Annotated in this window: 15 protein-coding genes; 11 read left to right on the top strand and 4 right to left on the bottom strand. The window is 61.4% G+C overall.

What is annotated here, in order from left to right; genetic code table 11:
- The first annotated feature begins 19 nt into the window (after positions 1–19).
- The 8 genes from ABXS05_RS17255 (at position 20) to ABXS05_RS17220 (ending at position 7,051) form a co-directional block, all read left to right on the top strand.
- A complete protein-coding gene (locus ABXS05_RS17255) occupies positions 20–1,534 on the top strand; it encodes an amidase (RefSeq protein WP_367624787.1) in 1,515 nt (504 codons plus the stop codon).
- A 9-nt stretch (positions 1,535–1,543) separates the two neighbouring features.
- Positions 1,544–1,885, top strand: coding sequence for a putative quinol monooxygenase (locus ABXS05_RS17250; RefSeq protein ID WP_311937118.1), 342 nt, complete (start codon positions 1,544–1,546; stop codon positions 1,883–1,885).
- A 49-nt stretch (positions 1,886–1,934) separates the two neighbouring features.
- On the top strand, positions 1,935–2,396 hold the full coding sequence (locus tag ABXS05_RS17245) for an urease accessory protein UreE (protein WP_367624786.1): 462 nt from the start codon (positions 1,935–1,937) through the stop codon (positions 2,394–2,396).
- The gene (locus tag ABXS05_RS17240; RefSeq protein ID WP_367624785.1) at positions 2,389–3,066 is read left to right on the top strand and encodes an urease accessory protein UreF; all 678 of its coding nucleotides are present in this window, start codon (positions 2,389–2,391) and stop codon (positions 3,064–3,066) included. Before ABXS05_RS17245 ends, ABXS05_RS17240 begins: the two co-directional genes overlap by 8 nt.
- Positions 3,067–3,078: 12 nt before the next feature.
- A complete protein-coding gene (ureB, locus tag ABXS05_RS17235; RefSeq protein ID WP_367624784.1) occupies positions 3,079–3,774 on the top strand; it encodes an urease subunit beta in 696 nt (231 codons plus the stop codon).
- A gap of 126 nt (positions 3,775–3,900) precedes the next feature.
- Entirely contained in the window at positions 3,901–5,607 is a 1,707-nt protein-coding gene (gene ureC, locus ABXS05_RS17230) for an urease subunit alpha (RefSeq protein WP_367624783.1), read from the top strand.
- The gene (ureG, locus tag ABXS05_RS17225; protein WP_367624782.1) at positions 5,604–6,224 is read left to right on the top strand and encodes an urease accessory protein UreG; all 621 of its coding nucleotides are present in this window, start codon (positions 5,604–5,606) and stop codon (positions 6,222–6,224) included. The genes ureC and ureG overlap by 4 nt, the downstream gene beginning before the upstream one ends.
- Positions 6,221–7,051: an urease accessory protein UreD gene (locus ABXS05_RS17220; protein ID WP_367624781.1), complete on the top strand. Its 831-nt coding sequence runs from the start codon at positions 6,221–6,223 to the stop codon at positions 7,049–7,051. The genes ureG and ABXS05_RS17220 overlap by 4 nt, the downstream gene beginning before the upstream one ends.
- Before the next feature lie 340 nt (positions 7,052–7,391).
- Here ABXS05_RS17220 and ABXS05_RS17215 read toward each other — a convergent pair whose 3' ends face one another.
- From ABXS05_RS17215 to ltnD, 4 genes are all read right to left on the bottom strand, one after another.
- Positions 7,392–7,859 carry a hypothetical protein gene (locus ABXS05_RS17215; RefSeq protein ID WP_367624780.1) on the bottom strand — a complete coding sequence of 156 codons (468 nt, stop codon included), beginning with the start codon at positions 7,857–7,859 and terminating at the stop codon, positions 7,392–7,394.
- A gap of 525 nt (positions 7,860–8,384) precedes the next feature.
- On the bottom strand, positions 8,385–11,249 hold the full coding sequence (locus ABXS05_RS17210; protein WP_367624779.1) for an autotransporter family protein: 2,865 nt from the start codon (positions 11,247–11,249) through the stop codon (positions 8,385–8,387).
- Positions 11,250–11,959: 710 nt separating this feature from the next.
- Positions 11,960–12,763: a 2-oxo-tetronate isomerase gene (gene otnI / locus ABXS05_RS17205; protein WP_367624778.1), complete on the bottom strand. Its 804-nt coding sequence runs from the start codon at positions 12,761–12,763 to the stop codon at positions 11,960–11,962.
- A 5-nt stretch (positions 12,764–12,768) separates the two neighbouring features.
- The gene (gene ltnD, locus ABXS05_RS17200; protein WP_367624777.1) at positions 12,769–13,683 is read right to left on the bottom strand and encodes an L-threonate dehydrogenase; all 915 of its coding nucleotides are present in this window, start codon (positions 13,681–13,683) and stop codon (positions 12,769–12,771) included.
- A 198-nt stretch (positions 13,684–13,881) separates the two neighbouring features.
- On the opposite strand from ltnD, the gene ABXS05_RS17195 reads away from it, so the two are divergent.
- Genes ABXS05_RS17195 through otnC form a run of 3 tightly spaced genes read left to right on the top strand, consistent with a single transcriptional unit; the run spans position 13,882 to position 16,794 of the window.
- Positions 13,882–14,853 carry a LacI family DNA-binding transcriptional regulator gene (locus ABXS05_RS17195; protein WP_367624776.1) on the top strand — a complete coding sequence of 324 codons (972 nt, stop codon included), beginning with the start codon at positions 13,882–13,884 and terminating at the stop codon, positions 14,851–14,853.
- A 31-nt stretch (positions 14,854–14,884) separates the two neighbouring features.
- Positions 14,885–16,150, top strand: coding sequence for a 3-oxo-tetronate kinase (gene otnK, locus ABXS05_RS17190; RefSeq protein ID WP_367624775.1), 1,266 nt, complete (start codon positions 14,885–14,887; stop codon positions 16,148–16,150).
- Positions 16,147–16,794, top strand: coding sequence for a 3-oxo-tetronate 4-phosphate decarboxylase (gene otnC / locus ABXS05_RS17185; RefSeq protein ID WP_367624774.1), 648 nt, complete (start codon positions 16,147–16,149; stop codon positions 16,792–16,794). Before otnK ends, otnC begins: the two co-directional genes overlap by 4 nt.
- Positions 16,795–17,055: the final 261 nt, after the last annotated feature.

Genomic DNA, 17,055 nt, shown 5'->3' with positions numbered 1-17,055 from the left:
TTGCGAGAAAGGAAAGACGATGGCTATTACCCGACCGACCGCCCTGCAGATTGTCGAGGTTGCTGCAGAGCTCGGCATGGCCCTGTCGGCAGAACAGGCGGCCGGCTATCTGACGTTGATGCAGCCCAATTTCGACGCGTACGATATCATCGACGCCATGCCCGACAACGTGCCGGCTGTGAAATATCCGCGTACCCCCGGTTATCGCCCCGGTCCGGACGAAAACACCTATGGCGCCTGGTACTACAAGAGCGTGGTCAAGGGGGCCGCACGAGGCAAGCTGGCCGGTAAAACGGTCGTGCTGAAGGACAATGTCAGCCTGGCTGGCGTACCAATGATGAATGGCGCGTCCACGCTCGAAGGCTTCGTGCCGAGCGTCGATGCTACCATCGTGACCCGCATGCTCGATGCCGGCGCTACCATTCTCGGCAAGGCCACCTGTGAGCATTTCTGCCTGTCCGGAGGCAGTCACACCTCGGATCCAGCTCCCGTCCACAACCCCCATAAGCCCGGCTATTCGGCCGGCGGCTCATCGTCGGGCAGTGCCGCGCTGGTTGCAGCCGGCGAAGTCGACATGGCGATCGGTGGGGATCAGGGTGGATCGATCCGTATCCCCGCATCCTATTGCGGCATCTATGGCATGAAACCGACACACGGGCTGGTGCCCTACACCGGTGTCATGCCGATCGAGACCACAATCGATCACACCGGCCCAATGACGGCGAACGTCAAGGACAACGCCTTGCTGCTCGAAGTTCTCGCCGGGGCGGACGGGCTCGATCCACGCCAATACGCGCCCAAAAAAGCGCCCTATACCAGGGCTCTCGACAGGGGCGTAAAGGGCCTGAAGATCGGGGTCCTGAAGGAGGGCTTCTCAACCGCCGGCATGCAGGCCGATGTCGTCGACAAGGTCAAGGCGGGGGCCGAGCGGTTCCGCGAACTTGGCGCTACGGTGGAGGAAATCTCCATTCCCGAGCATCCTCTCACGGCGGCGGTATGGCAACCGATCGGCCTGGAAGGCCTGACCGCCCAGATGATGTTGGGCAATGGCATGGGCTTCAACTGGAAGGGCCTGTACGATGTCAGTCTGATCGACGCCCATTCGGCCTGGCGCGAACGTGCAGACGATCTGTCCCCAACTCTCAAACTGTCCATGATCGTCGGCCAGTATTTCCTCACGCATTATCGTGGGCGTTACTACGGCAAGGCCCAGAATATCGCCCGCCGCATGAAAGCGGCTTATGACAGCGCCTTCGCCTCCTACGACTTGCTGCTGATGCCCACGCTGCCGATGAAGGCCACCCCTCTTCCTGGCTCCGATGCTCCGCTGGCCGAGATCGTCGCGCGTGCCTTCGAAATGATCGGGACGACCTCCCAGTTTGACGTAACCGGGCACCCGGCAATGTCGATCCCGTGCGGCTTGAGCGAAGGGCTGCCGATCGGCCTGATGTTGGTGGCCGGAGACTATGGCGAGAGCACCATCTACCAGGCAGCGAGTGCCTTCGAATCGCTTGGCGACTGGAAGACGATGTGAGGTGTCGCCATGGTAACGATCACGGCGATCATTCGGGTCCGCAGGGGCTCGGAGGCGGCGATGCGGCAGGCGCTTCTGGAGGTTGCTGCCCATGTCGAGGCGCACGAGCCGCGAACCGTCAGCTTTTTCGTCTCACAAGATAGCAGCGATCCCGCCCTGTTCACGACCTATGAACGTTTCGTTGACCGGGCCGCGATGGACACCCACAACGGTTCCGCGGTCGTTGCCCGCTTCTTCGCCACGGCCGATCCCCTCCTGGAGGGAAAGGTCACGCTCGTCATCGCAGACGAAATCTCGGCAAAGGCCTGCGGTGGTGCAAGTGGCGTCACCGGTGGTCCTGGCTTGCTCTGAGGCGGCCTCCAATTTCAATGACGTCCATTCCCGGCAGAGGAGACCGGCATTGAACCAGGACAGGATCGGTCGCGTCGTCATTGGCGCCATCTTGGGCAATCGCGCCGAGGCTGCCATGGCAGCCCAGCTACATGACATCGGTCATGACGGAGGTCTGGAAACCTTGATGCTCGCCCCTGTCGACCTGCCGCGCCGCCGCTTCCACGCGGTGACACAGACAGGGACGCAGTGCTTCATTCAACTTCCTCGGGATAGCGTGCTGTTCGATGGCGCCGTGATCTACCTGGAGAACAGGCGGGCAATCGTGGTGCATGTCGGCGAGCAGCGATGGCTGAGACTGCGTCCCGCCGCCGGAGCCGAGCTGGAACTGGGTTATCTCGCCGGCAATCTGCATTGGCGCGTTCGGTTCGAAGGCGGCGTCCTCTTGGTGGCACTCGATGGCCCGATCGAGTCCTACCAAGCGCGGCTGCGGGATTTTTTGGAGCGAGGCAAGGTGACTATCCTTGAGTGAAATCGAGAGACTTCTGACGGCTCTCCAGTTCGGGGACGGGCAATTCCCGGCGGGCGCTTTTGCCTTTTCCTGGGGACTCGAATCCTTGATCGCCGACGGAGCGGTCGCCCGGGCTGACTTTCCCGCCTTTCTGCTGGCTCAATTGGCGTACCGATGGGCCTCGTTCGATCGTATCGTCGTCATCCGAGCCCATGAGGCGGCCCGGGACATCGGGCAATTATGCGAGCTCGACGACTTCGTCGATGCGGCGACCACGGTGGATGCCGGCCGCCTCGGTTCGAAGCGCGCAGGCCGCGCCCTTCTGAGTACCCACCACCGGTTGGGCATTTCCGGTGCGGCTGCCCTCGGACAGGCTGTCACGACAGGCCGGGCTGCAGGTCATCTGGCGGTGGTTCAAGGTTGCGTGCTGGCCGGCCTCGGACTGGACCGCATGACGGCGTTGACGGTTAGCGCCTACTCGACCGCGTCGGCCCTTTCCACCGCGGCCATCCGGCTCGGATTGATTGGCCATCTCGATGCTCAGCGGGCCCTGCTTGCGGCCCACCCCTATCTGTCCGGCGCCATCAAGCGGGACGACGCGGATCTTGACGGCGCCTCGAGCTTTGTACCAACCGCCGACATCGCCATGATGAGGCATGCCATCCAGACCCAGCGGCTCTTTTCCAACTGACAAGGCAGCGCCATGAATCTGTCCCCGACCGAGATCGAGCGCCTGACCATTTTCATGGCGGCCGAACATGCCCGCAAGCTGCGCACAGCCGGCATAGCTTTGTCGCATCCGGAAGCCGTGGCCCTGATCGCGGACGAGATGCTGTTTTCAGCCCGGCGAGGCCTGACTTACGAGATCATCGTCGACACGGCGTCCCGGCTCCTTACCACCGACGACGTCGAACCGGGTGTCGCCTCCATGGTGGAATTCGTGGCGGTCGAAGCGAGTTTTTCAGAAGGCACCAAGATGGTGATCGTTTTTCGGCCGATCGAGCAAGGACAGAAGCCGGTTGCCGATCCGCTCGAGCCCGGCGAACTCATCGTGCCGGACGGCGATATCGAACTCAATGCAGGTCGGGCCGCCATCACGATCGAGGTCCTCAACACTGGCGACCGCGATATCCAGGTCCGAAGCCACAGCCATTTTTTCGAAACCAACAGGGCATTGGACTTCGACCGCGCCGCGGCTTTCGGTTACCGGCTCGATGTCCGATCGGGAGGTGGGGAGCGGTTCGAACCGGGCCTGCGCAAGACCGTCACGCTCGTCCCCATGGCAGGTGCCCGCATTGTGCGTGGCCAAGCCGGATTGACCAATGGCCCGCTGGACGATCCGGACGTGCGGCGGCGTGCTTTCGCAGCGGCAAGCCGTTTCGGCTATCGCGGCCTCTAGAGCAAACCACGTTCAAGCGGAAACGCGGTTTGGCTCTGGCTCATCATTCCGACGCGTCTTTGCGCTTCTCGCAGGTTCGGCAAAGCGCAAGATGCTTCGAGCTTCAACCCACCAGGCGGGACCACCATGGCAAGAATTTCACGGCGTGACTATGCAGATGCCTATGGCCCCACCACGGGCGATATGGTTCGTCTCGGCGACACCACATTGCTGGCCGAGATCGAGCATGACTACACCGTCTATGGTGAGGAACTCACCACCGGCGCCGGCAAGGCGATGCGCGACGGCGAGGGCCTGCAGACCACCGGCACCGCGGCCTCCGGTGCGCTCGATTCCGTCATCCACAACGCAACCATCATCGATGCCGTCCTCGGCATCGTGAAGGCGGATATCGGTATTCGCGACGGTCGTATCGCCGGTGTCGGCAAGGCGGGCAATCCGGACATCATGGCGGGCGTCGATCCTGCCTTGCGAACAGGTCCTAACACGACGATGTATCATGGCGAGCATGTGATCGTGACCGCCGGCGCCATCGAGGCCCATGCGCATTTCCTGTCGCCGCAGCAATGCGAGCATGCGCTGGCCGGCGGAACGACGACCATGATCGGCATGTCGCCGGGACCGCATTTCGACACCAGCTGCGCGGGCCCCAATGTTGTAGGGCAGCTTATCCAGGCGGTCGACCATTCCTGTCTGAATTTCGGTTTTCTGGGACGCGGGGCTTCTGACCCAGGCGCGGTGGAGGAATCGGTAGCGGGCGGCGCTCTGGGCGTGAAGATCCATGAAGATCTGGGTGCCTCGGGCGCCGTGATCGACGGATCGCTGGTCGCGGCCGAACGAAACGATTTCTCGGTCAACGTCCATACCGACACCATCAACGAATTCGGCTTTTGCGAGGATACCCTGCGGGCAATCGCCGGCCGCACGGTGCACATGTTCCATACCGAGGGCGCAGGTGGTGGCCATGCTCCCGATCTGCTCGTGGTCAACGGCCAGCCCAACGTGTTGCCCTCCTCCACCAACCCCACCAATCCTTTCACCGCCTATGCCCTCAACGAGGGCGTTCCCATGACCATGCTGGCCCATGCGATGAACTGGCGGCTGGCCGAGGATCTTGCCTTCGCCGAATCCCGTATCCGGCCGCAAAGCATGGCGGCTGAAGATTTCCTGCACGACATGGGTGCGATCTCGATCTTCGCAACCGACAGCCAGGGAATGGGAAGGCTTGCAGAGAATGTCGCAAAATGCTGGCAGCTCGCTTGCGTGATGAAACGGCGGGCCGGACGCTTGCCGGAAGAAACCACGGCCCGCGCCGACAATGAGCGGATCAAGCGCTACATCGCCAAGTTGACCATCAACCCGGCGATCGCCGCAGGCATAGATCCCCATGTCGGTTCGATCGAACCGGGCAAGATGGCCGATCTCGTCTTCTGGTCTCGCGCTTCCTTCGGCATCAAGCCGCGCATGGTGATGAAGAGCGGCTTCGTGGCCTGGGCCGCGATGGGAGACGGTAATGCAAGCCAGATCGACAGCGAACCGATCATACAGCGCCCCATGTGGGGGAGCACCGGCGTGTCACCTCAGCATCTCGGGGTGACCTTCGTGTCCCGCCTCGCTTTGGAAGCGGATGTCCATCGCAAGCTGAAGGTCGCCAAGGCATTCGTGCCGATCTGCTCGGTGCGGGCCCTCACAAAGCGCAACCTTGTGCGCAATGACGCTTTGCCTCGCATCGAGGTGGATCCGAATACATTCGAGGTCCGGGCGGACGGGAAACTCCTGACCTGCGAGCCAACCTCGATCGTGCCGCTCAACCGGAGATATATGCTGCGATGAGGATCAGGGGCGCCGCGAGAGTCGGCATCGGCGGGCCGGTCGGCTCGGGCAAGACGGCGCTGCTGGAGCGCCTAGTTCCTACATTGCTCCGGCGTAGGCTCGAGGTGGCCGTGATCACGAACGATCTCGTCACCCAAGAGGATGCCGAGCGCTTGCGTCGCACGGGTATTTTGGCGCGGGAACGGATCCTGGCCGTGGAGGCCGGGGCTTGTCCGCATACCGTGATCCGCGAGGATCCGACGCTGAACATGGAAGCAGCCGATAGTCTCGATCATGCCTTTCCCGGTCTCGATCTCATTTTGATCGAAAGTGGCGGCGACAACCTCGCTTCCACATTTTCACTCGATCTTGTCGATTATTGGCTGTTTGTCATCGACGTCGCCGGGGGCGACGACATCCCGCGCAAACGCGGTCCGGGGGTGGTGCAATCCGACCTTCTGATCGTCAACAAGGTCGATCTCCACCCCTATGTCGGAGTCGATCTGCCGCGCATGATCGCACAGGCGAGCACTGTGCGTGGTAATCGCCCGGTCCTGTGCACCAACTGCCGCACCGGGGAAGGCATAGATGCTGTTGCCGATGCAATCAGCAACGCTGTGCTGAGCCGCGAGCCTTGAACATCTCCGAACCTCGACCGGTTCAACTCAATCTTGCCTTCGTCCGGGCGATCGACGGGCGCACGGTCCTCGCATCCCGGGCTGTGTCCTATCCATATTGCGTCACAGCCCCGCTACGCGCCGCGACGACGAAGACGGCGGCTCGCCTCATCCTGCAGTCATCCTCCGGCGGTCTCTATGCCGGGGAGCGCCTAGCCCAGACGATAACAGCTGGCCCACAGGCCCGTGTCGTCATCGAATGCCCGGCCGCGACCGTCGTACATGGGATGAAACCGCCGACATTGGCCAAGCAGGTCCTAAGCATTGCCGTGAGCCGCGATGGTCAATTGCGCTACCTGTCCCGTCCGCTGATCTTTTTTCCCGATGCCGAGCTGGAGCAACGGGTGATGTTGCGTGCGTCAGCCGATGCGACGATCCTCTATCGTGAGGGCTTTTGCCTGCATGATGCCCGCGGGGGTGACCGGGCATTCCGCCAATTCCGAGGCTCTACACAGGTGCTGGATGAAAATGGCGCCTTGCTGGCGCTCGACCGGACCGTGGTTGAGGGAGCGCAGATTATCGCCGGCATTCCTGGTATGGGCGGAGCTTTTCGTGCCTTCGGATCGATATACCTCGTCCGGTCCGTGGACGAAGCCGAGGTTCTGCAATTCAAGGGCGCGCTCATGGCTCGTTTCGCCGGTTCGCCCTTGATCTATGCGTCGGCCGGTGGGCTACGTCGTGGGTGCGGGCTCCTGGTCCGTGTGGCGGCTCGTGACGGCGGTGCACTTGCCGATGCTCTGGAAGAGATCACGGATCGCCTGGCAAGTGTCTTCCTTGAGCAAGGTTGACCGGGCGAAGCCCAGCTTTCAGCTCTGAGCCATGAGTGCGGTGGGGCGATTCACTCAAAGCTCAAGCAGATCCAGAGCAGCCAGTCGCCCTGTATCGTGGCGATGCAAGCATGCGACGCGAGCATTCCTCCGCAACCAAATTGCAGCACGCCGACCACGTTAAATCTACGCTACTCTACGACGCGCTCTATCCTGTTGGATCGATAGGTTCAAATCAGGTTCGGATCGATCCTGACTGGCAACGGCCCATTGTGCCTCTCCAGGGATGCATTGGACAGCTTGGGGGGCAGTCGCAAATCATTCGTCAGGATGTTGGCTCTGGCCTACCGCCCACGGGCAATCACCCTGGGCCATCCCGCGGGGGCAGGTCACTTGTTTCGGCGAGGACCTTGTTGGCGATCTGCGCCCAGACGGGGTTCGAGTCAGCGCTGTACTGGACGCATTCAATGATGGCCCACAGTGCGTACCGATAGCGATCGGAGATCTCCAATGCGTTGTTTAAATGTAGTTTCAACTTGTCGACAGTCGCGTCCCGGCGGGCGATGCCGTCTTCCCTCAATAATCGATTTTCCATTGGTGCAGCGACACGCGCAAACTCATGCTTTGTGACGTCGACATTGTATTCGTAGTCGATTTCGAGCCGAGCATGGCACCGTGCTATCTCCGCTTCCTGGGCACGCAGTGCATGGGCGGCTTCGATCATTGTATTGTTGGCGTCATCGATGTCGAACAGTTCCGTCTCGTTGTCGTCATGCATTCCGCAGGAGGGCACGCCTAGCTCAAGCCGTTCGATCAGGTCATCGTTCATCGTGTCCTCCGTCTGCTCGACGCAAACCGACCGGGTCCAAAAGCGTTGATCGCCTCGGCAAGAAGCTTGAAACGTATCTGGGCATAGCCATGCGAAGCATGCTCAACAATGATCCACCATGCGGATGCTTCCCTTGAGGCAGCGATCTCGTCGAAATCAAATGGCATGACCAAAGCGCTTCGCAAACTCGGTTGTATCGAGCCTACCCTATTCATAGTCAAATAATATGGGAGTCCGGCATTGCGCGACACTGCCGGGCTGGCCTCGACAAAGGGCAATTGCGGGGGCGTAGCGGCTCAAATCGCCAATTCGTGAAGGCACCAAGTCCGGTGCATCCGCTTCGAGCCCGCATTGATCGCGATCTATCGTTCCCGTTTCAGGGATATCTGAAAATAACCCTCACGGATGAGGGCCTTGCCGTCCGGCATTTCCATGTCGGCAGGAAATGCGCCCCTCACTGAGGGGTGCATTTTGTCTTTCTGCGATGTCTTGAGCGCCGCCATCCGTTCGTTTCAAAGCCGGAGCCTAGAATCTCCAGACGAAATTGCCCCGGACGCTCTGGTCGGCGGCCTTGTTGCCGAATTGACCGTTGTAGGAGACGCCGAGGCTGACCGCCTCGGAAAAGGCGACGCTGACGCCGGCATCGACGACCAGGGCATCGCGGGCGATCGGGATTCCGGCGGAAGTGAAGACCGTGCCGTTGGCCAATGCGAGGACGGCTGTAGGCTTGACGTCGCCATAGGCATGGCGCCAGCCCAGGCTCGCCTGCAGGGTTGCGATGGTGCCCTCGGTCAGATCGAAGCTGGTGGCCACCTTGGTGCCCAGGGTGGTGAAGCCGAGATCGGTGCTGCTGCTGCCACCGGCGAGGGCGGCATCGCCGCCGGTTTCCCGAAAGCCGTCGGTGTGCAGATTGAGATAGGCGGCATTGGCGAAGGGCTCGAGGCGGAAGGCTCCGGCATCGATGCGATAGCCGAGCTCGCCGAAGAGTTGGGCGGTGGCGGCATCGTAGGAGGTGGTGAGGCGGTTGACATAGCCGGGCACGGCCACGGTGCGGTCGCTGTCGATATCATGCCAGGTGTAGGTGGCGCCGAGCCTCAGGGCGAGGGCGTTCCACCGGCGTCCGGCATAGAGGCCAATATGATAATTGTCGGCCTTGCCGGAGGCGGAGCGGGCATCGACGTCGAAGGTGGAATGGCTGTAGCCGGCGAGCGCGCCCAGGCGCCAGTCCTGCAGGAACGAGCCCTGGACCAGAGTATCGAAGCCGATGAGGAAGCCGCCGGTATCATGGTCGATGCGGGCATTGCGCCCACCGCCGCCCAGATGGCCCCAGGAGCCGAAGCCCTGGGCCCAGAAGCCGGAAAGTGGAGCTGGCGCGGCAGCCGCGTCGAAGGGCGAGGGTCCCTTCATGGACGGGGTCTCGGCATAGGATGTCAGGCCGGCGACGGGAGGGGCAGGGGCGAGGGCCGGCGTATCGGCATTGGCGAGGCGGTTGAGCACGGCATCGCGAATGAGGCCGCTATCCTGGATCAGGGCGCTCCTGGCTGAGGCATGCACATCGCCCGACAGGGTGGAAAAGGCCTGGCGTGCGCTGGTGTCGTCCGGCGACAGGGCGACGGCATCATAGAGCTTGTTGCCGAGCGCCAGCGCCTCCACACTTTGAGCCACCGCACGCTGGTTGGTATCCAGGGCGGCGAGCGAAGCGAAGGAGGCACCGTTGCGCGCTACATTCACATAGATGTTGTTGACATTCTTGGACAGGCTGAAGTCGACGAAGGGGGCGTTGTCGGTAACCTTGTCGAACTGTCCGGTGATGCCGCCATTAGCGGTCAGGATCTTGTAGTGCCGGCCGATCTCGTAGGTGCCCTCGACGGGAACGACATAAACCGTGCCGCCATTGACGGTGGCAGTGCCGGTGGCATGGATGAAATCGCTGTGGCCGGCCGCATCGACATTGACCTGGACTGTGCCGCCATTGTTGACGAAAGTACCGACCGTCAGTGTCGACGGCGTGCCAGGCCGGAAGGCGATCCTGCCGGCATTCGTGACGGTGCCGGTGACGGTGGCCGCGCTACCGCCCGGTATCGCCCACAGGGTACCGGGATCGCTGAGCTGGATCGAAGTGGCATTGTTTGCCGTGCCGATCCAGCGCGATCTGTCCGCAAGGGTCACGCTGCCGAGCGATCCCTTCGCCACCGTCAGATTGCCGCGCCAGAGGGTCGTACCTTCGAGGCGGCCATCGAATTCGTTGGCGCCGGCCTTGCCCGGCGCGTCCACCTGCACGTCTCCGGACAGGGCGGAGTCCTGGGCTCTCAGGGTCAGTTTCCCTATATCGAAAGAATTCGTCGGTACGAAGTCCACGGCTGCGATGCGTGCGAGCAGGCCGCCCTTGCTGCTGGCGACAGGTGTGATTGCCGACCCATGGGTCAAGGTGACGTTGGCAGAAGCACCCTCCACCAGTATGCCCGAACCGGCCGATTTCAGCGTGATCTGACTGTTGTCGAGCATGAAGGAGGAGGAGCCTCCATTGCCGGTGACGTGAATTCCGTTGATGGGGCCGCCCGTATTGGTTCCCTCGAAGGTGCTGTCGATGACGAAGAAGCGGCTGTTGTCCCAGACACTCGCCAGGAAGTCAGTCCCGTCAGAGTCGTGAGAGACATTCGTGTTGGCGCTGGCCGTCACGCCTCGCATCGAAATCAGGCCGCCGCCCGATGAGAACACCCTGTAAGTCGAACCCGTGGCGGTAACGGTGCCGCCGCCGTTGAAATAGATGTCACCGGCGTCGGCATGGGCGAAGTCGAGCCACACCCCGCTTGCTTTGATCGGACCATTCAGGGTGACCGTGCCCAGACGAGCTTCAATGCCATAGCCGCCACCGCCGCGGGCGGTCATGGTCGTCGTGCCGTCGAGCGTGATCGTACTGTTGTAGTTGACGCCGATTCCGAAGGCTCCGGCATCCATGTCGAATGTCAGGTCGTGCCCCGTGATCGTGCCGGGCGTGACCTCCTTAAAGGGATGGCCAGCCCAAAGCCCCCAGGTATCCGTGCCAAGGTGGAAGGTTCCGCCGCCGTCGAGATGAATGGTCCCTCCATTCCAGGCCATGGCTCCGAAGTAAAATGGCCCTTCGGTCGGCCAACTGTTCGGGGTCGTCACGTCAATGGGCGTGCCCGCATTGTTATGCAGCAGCGAACCTGCATCAAAGGACTGGAAGCAGTCTTTGCCGCTGCAGGTTGCCTGCCCTGGCGCTATCTCGACCGTCTGGCCGCCGCTGGCGGTCGCCTGTGCCTGGGCGCCTTGGCAGATCAGAACGGCGCTCGATGCCAGGAGGAAACCCAGGAGCGGACCCCTCGGCAGAGTGGGGCGGGTGGAGGCCCTTCCAGTTGATGACGTCACGGACCTTCTCCTTTCGAATGCCAAGGGCGCCCCGAGTTCCGCGCGACCGGCTGAACCGGCGACGATGGGGGTAAGGCGGGTAGGCGTCCTCCAACACCTGCGGAATAGGAGCGAAGATCGATATTTCCGCAGAATATGGCCCGAAATTATCGAGTCATGACGAAACATTCAAGTTTGTAATTTCAAAAATATAAGGAATATTGATATGTGATATGCTATAGTTTGGAGTTGCGTGTCAATTTGAATTTACGGAACTAAAAATTTTGTTAAATACACACACAACTAAATCATTAAGTTAGAATGTTAAAGTTATATTTTCAAAAAATATTTCATCAATTTCACGATGGATCTTTATAATGCTGGCTCGCTTGTGCTCCAGCCAGTCCTTCGCGACTGTGAGCTGTCCGAGGACGGCAGACATCGGCGCTTTTGCGCTCATATAGGTCCCGGCCCTTGACGATCGAAGCGAGCTTCTTGTGAAGCCCGCGTGCCCCGTCCCAGGACAGTTCCCGTGTCAGGGCTCATTGCTTTGGGGACCTGATCTCATGGGCGCGGCACTCGCGTACCGCAGCGCGGACTGAATCACCAGAAGATCCGCCTTTGCGGGAGCTGATGGCGAGTTGCGGATCCGATCACGTTTCCGGCCAGCGAATAGTCTTCGTTCCTCGGCGCTGTGCGCAGCGCCGCGAATCTCCGATTGACGGAGTTGCTCACTCGGGCGTAGGGCGAGTTCCGGTGTCGGGGGCCTGCACCGCCTTCAACCAACCAAGCCCTTCCTCGGTTACACCGGCGGGGCGATATTCGCACCCGACATAGCCCTGATAGCCGATGGCGTCGATCTCGGTGAACACCAGCCGGTCATTGAGCTCGCCGGTTGTCGGCTCGTTGCGTGTCGGCACGGCGGCGATTTGGATATGTCCGATCTTCGGTGCCATTCGCCGTAGGGCCATGATGACGTCGCCGTGCAGGATCTGACGATGGTAGACGTCGAACTGCAGGCGGACATTCGCGTGATCGAGGTCGTCGATGAACTCGAGTGCCCGATCGAAGTCGTTCAGGAAGTATGCCGGCATGTCGCGCGTGTTGATCGGCTCGATAACGAGGCCGATGCCTGCGTCAGCCGTCGCATCCGCGGCTCTGCGCAGATTGTCCTTGTAGGCCGCAATCGACGCAGGGGAATCCCAAGCAGCATTGCCCGCCATCATGTGCAGCAAAGGCGTTCCAATCGTCTTGGCGTAGGACACCGCCAGGTCCAGCCCTTTGAGGAACTCCGCGCGCCTGTCCGGCAGGCTGGCCAGGCCGCGATCGCCCGCTGCCCAATCGCCAGGCGGCATATTGAAGAGCGCCTGTTTCAGACCGGCCGTCGCCAGCGCGTCCGCGACGATTTCCGCGGGATGGTCATAGGGAAACAGATATTCGACGGCACCGAAGCCCGCGTCGGAAGCCGCCTGGAATCTCTCCAGGAAGGGACGCTCGTTGAACATCATCGATAGATTGGCGGCAAATTTGGGCATCTCGATCAAACCTCTTCCGACATACCGGGCAGGCGAAGGCCGGCGATCTTGGCGAGCAGCCGGGCGACGGAGCTGTCGTCGTCCCGGCCCATGCCTGCCGCTTCCGTCATGATGAACAGCTGCAATGCTGCAGCTGTGATCGGGAGCGGAAACTTCACCTTCCTCCCGATGTCGGAAACAATGCCAAGGTCCTTGGTGAAAATGGAAACCGCACTATGGGGGGTGTAGTCTCCGGAAAGGACATGTGGAATACGGTTCTCGAACATCCAGCTATTGCCGGCGGATTTGGTGATCACCTCGAAGACACGCGAAATATCGAGGTCGAGGCTCCTGGCGAATGCAATTGCTTCGCAAGCCGCGGCGATGTGGACGCCCGCGAGCAACTGGTTGACGACCTTGAAGGACGAGCCGATGCCCGCTTGATTGCCCAGCTCGTAGACCGTTCCGGCCATCGCATCCAGTGCCGGCCGGGCTGCAGCAAAGGCCTGGGCGGAGCCTGATGCCATGAAGGTCAAATCGCCGGAAGCTGCTTTCTTGGCGCCACCGCTAATCGGGCCGTCGAGATAGAGCAGGCCTGCGGCTTCGGCGCGTGAAGCAAATCCCTTCGCCTCCGAAGGGGAGATGGTGGCGCACGAGACGATGACCGCTCCAGGCCGCAAGGCAGACACGACGCCGCCCTCGGCGAAAAGCACAGCTTCTGTCTGGGCCGCGTTCACGACGACGATGACGGCAATGTCGGCGTCGGCAGCCGCCTCCTGCAGGCTGGCGGAGGCCAGACCGCCATCCTGGCTGAACGCCTTCAATGCATCTGCGTTGACGTCATATCCTCTTACAGTCCGTCCGGCCCGGAGCGCCGAGCGCGCCATCCCCAATCCCATCGAGCCCAGACCGATTACGGCAATCGTCGATTGGTCGCTCATCCTGGACGGCGCCTCCCACTTTCCAAATCAAATCAGAATCGCCTATCTCAGCGCTAACACTTGCTAATCACATCCTATTGCAAGGATCAAGCGAATGATGTTAGCGCTTACACATAACGCCCTGACCTTCGCCGTCGGGCGCAGATCCTGCGGTGAGGTCGTCCTTTGACAGCGCTTGAAACGCCAACCCTCGCCCATGTGGCGAGACTGGCCAACGTCAGCGAGAACACAGTCTCAAGGGTCATCCGAGACAAGGGGGCGATTGCACCGGAGACGCGCCGGCGGGTCATCGAAGCCATCGACGCGCTCGGCTATGTGCCAAACCGAGCAGCCGGCTCGCTCGCATCTTCCTCCTCGATGATCGTCGGGGTGATCTTGCCCTCGCTCTCGAACATCGTCTTTCCGGAATTGCTTCGTGGCATTCATGCCGGCCTGGCGGGAACATCGTATCAGCCAATGATTGGTGTGACCGACTATGACCTCGAGAAGGAACAGCAACTGATCTCGTCGCTGCTGGCGTGGCAGCCGGCGGCGATCATCACCACGGGCTTCGATCATACCGATGCAGCGAGGCGGATGTTGGAGGCAAGCAAGGTTCGTGTCGGCGAATTGATGGATATCGACCGCAGGCCGATCGACCTTGCCGTCGGCCTCTCCCACCGCGGGGCGGGGCGTGCCATGGCTCGCCATCTCATGCGCCGCGGATACTCGAAGATCGCCTATGTCGGGCATGATTGGGACGCGGATCGCCGGGCCCATGCGCGCTATCTCGGGCTTTGTGAAGGCTTGGGGGACGTCGGGCTGGCATTGGTCGCGGAGCATAGAGTCGACGGACCAAGCTCGACCTTGAGCGGCCGGCAGGCCCTGGCGGCAATTCTCGCCGATGGGGCCGAGATCGAGGCCGTCGCATTTTCCAACGATGACATGGCCGTTGGCGGATACCTGCACTGTTTGGCCGCTGCCGTTCCAGTGCCCGACAGGCTCGCCCTCATGGGATTCAACGGGTTGGAGATTGGCCAGGCGCTTCCGAAGCCGCTCGCGACGGTGCTTTCCAATCGTTTTGCCATCGGCAAGACGGCGGTGGAGACTCTCCTGAAATCCCCCGACCGCGCGTTCGAGCCGGCAATTATCGACACAGGGTTTTCCATCATTGACGGCGCGACCGCGTAGTCGGGCCGCCTTTTCGCAACAGGAGTAGGGGATGTTACTCGGCGCTATCGCTGACGATCTTACCGGAGCAAGCGACCTTGCCCTCATGCTTTCCCGAGAGGGAATGCGAACCATTCAAACGATTGGCGTCCCGTCGGGAAACGTCGATCTCACTCATATCGACGCAGTCGTGGTTGCTCTCAAATCCAGGACCAACCCGGCCACAGAAGCCGTCGCAATGTCGCTTGAGGCCTTGGCGTGGCTTCGCGCGGCAGGCGCTCGGCAAATCATCTTCAAATATTGCTCGACCTTTGATTCAACGGCAAAGGGCAATATCGGGCCGGTGACCGATGCGCTCCTTGCTGCGCTCGACGTGGATCTCACCATTGTTTGCCCGGCTTTTCCGGCAAATGGCCGCACCGTCTACAAAGGCCATCTCTTCCTTGCCGAGAAGCTCCTCTCAGAGAGCCCGATGCGGAATCATCCGCTGACCCCCATGACGGATTCCTCCCTGGTACGGCTCATGGCCGCGCAGTCGTCCCTCAAGGTAGGGCTCGTTGGACAGGAGATCGTGGCACGGGGCGCAGAGGCCCTGCGTGAGGCCTTTAGGGCGGCGCGCGCGCTTGGCGATCGAGTGCTGGTCGTCGATGCGATATCCGACCAAGACTTGCGGACGATCGGGGAGGCCGTTGCCGATTTTCCGTTGATCACCGGAGGGTCCGGCATCGCGATCGGCTTGCCGGAGAACTTTCGCCGTGCCGGATTGTTATCGGGCAATTCCGAACCCGGCTCCTTTACCGCGCCACGCGGCGGCGCTGCAATCTTGGCTGGCTCATGCTCGGAGGCAACGAGGGGCCAAATACAGGCTGCCATTGCCGCCGGCATGCCCTCCATGCGGATCGATCCGATCGACATAGCGCAGGGGCGCGTCACCGTGGGCGGCGCAGCGGATTGGGCATTGGAGCAGGGGGAGAACACCCCCCTCATTTACTCCAGCGCCGACCCCACCGAAGTTCGTGCCGCGCAGGATGCCCTCGGACGGCAGAAGGCCGGTGAAATCATCGAGCACTTCCTGGCAGAAACCGCGATCATGCTGCGTGCGAATGGTGTTCGACGCATTATCGTCGCCGGTGGCGAAACGTCCGGGGCGGTGGTTGGCGCCCTTGCACCTGCCGCCCTCTATATCGGACCGGAAATCGACCCCGGAGTTCCCTGGACGCTGACGATGGGGGAGGCGGAGCCGATGGCTCTGGCGCTGAAATCGGGAAACTTCGGTACGGCTGACTTTTTCCTGAAGGCCTGGGAGCTGCTGCAATGACAGCCATCATTTCCGAGACAACCCGCGTTCGAGATGAGATCGCGGCGGTCGGCAAGTCCTTGTTCGAGCGAGGCTTCACTTTTGGGTCGACCGGAAACATCAGCGCAAGGCTCTCGAATGGCGATCTTCTGATGACGCCGACCAACGCCTCCCTTGGAGCGCTTGATCCGGGGCGGCTTTCCAGATTCAGCGCGGAAGGTGTCTTCGTCGATGGCGACAAACCCACGAAAGAAGCGTTTCTGCATCAATGCATGTACTGCGCGCGTCAGGGGGTAGGAGCGGTCGTCCACCTCCATTCGACGCACGCGGTGGCCGTCAGCGTGATCGACGGCCTGGATCCGGAAGATCTCCTGCCCCCACTCACCGCATATTATGTCATGCGAGTTGGGAAGCTGCCGCTGGCGCCCTATTTCGCTCCGGGAGATGTCGCTTTGGCAGAGGCGGTTCGCGAGAGGGCACGCACGAGCCATGCGGTGCTGCTCGCCAATCACGGTCCGGTCGTCGCAGGAAAGTCGCTTCGCGAGGCCCAATACGCAAGTGAGGAACTGGAGGAGACTGCGAAGCTGTTTTTGATGCTGAGAGGAGAAAGGATCAGACCGCTTACCACGGATCAACGCAATGAACTCACGAAGCCTTCAGAATAGAAACTGCTTGGATCGTACCAAGCATTGGGCTCACCGCAGTCGATCGGTGCACTGTCGCGGAAATGCTCAGGTTGGTGGCGTGAAGGCCGCGGCAGTTCGGAATCGCCCGCCGCCGGCGAGCGATCCAAGGGTAGCACCCCTCCGGTATGTGCGTTTTAACACGCCGCCCGAACACCATCTGGCCTATTCAAGCATCGCCGTGGTCAAGCTCAACGGCTCTGTCATATCCGACAAGACTGCCCGGCGTGTAGCGTATCGCTG

This window comes from Labrys neptuniae (assembly GCF_040797145.1).
GTDB classification, from domain to species: domain Bacteria; phylum Pseudomonadota; class Alphaproteobacteria; order Rhizobiales; family Labraceae; genus Labrys; species Labrys neptuniae.
This window is presented reverse-complemented; position numbering and strand designations above follow the sequence as displayed.

Coding starts and splice junctions, on each gene's coding strand:
- otnK (WP_367624775.1), top strand. CDS start 14,885: ATGTTACTCGGCGCTATCGCTGACGATCTTACCGGAGCAAGCGACCTT.
- ltnD (WP_367624777.1), bottom strand. CDS start 13,683: ATGAGCGACCAATCGACGATTGCCGTAATCGGTCTGGGCTCGATGGGA.
- ureG (WP_367624782.1), top strand. CDS start 5,604: ATGAGGATCAGGGGCGCCGCGAGAGTCGGCATCGGCGGGCCGGTCGGC.
- otnC (WP_367624774.1), top strand. CDS start 16,147: ATGACAGCCATCATTTCCGAGACAACCCGCGTTCGAGATGAGATCGCG.
- ureB (WP_367624784.1), top strand. CDS start 3,079: ATGAATCTGTCCCCGACCGAGATCGAGCGCCTGACCATTTTCATGGCG.
- ABXS05_RS17255 (WP_367624787.1), top strand. CDS start 20: ATGGCTATTACCCGACCGACCGCCCTGCAGATTGTCGAGGTTGCTGCA.
- otnI (WP_367624778.1), bottom strand. CDS start 12,763: ATGCCCAAATTTGCCGCCAATCTATCGATGATGTTCAACGAGCGTCCC.
- ABXS05_RS17250 (WP_311937118.1), top strand. CDS start 1,544: ATGGTAACGATCACGGCGATCATTCGGGTCCGCAGGGGCTCGGAGGCG.
- ABXS05_RS17215 (WP_367624780.1), bottom strand. CDS start 7,859: ATGAACGATGACCTGATCGAACGGCTTGAGCTAGGCGTGCCCTCCTGC.
- ureC (WP_367624783.1), top strand. CDS start 3,901: ATGGCAAGAATTTCACGGCGTGACTATGCAGATGCCTATGGCCCCACC.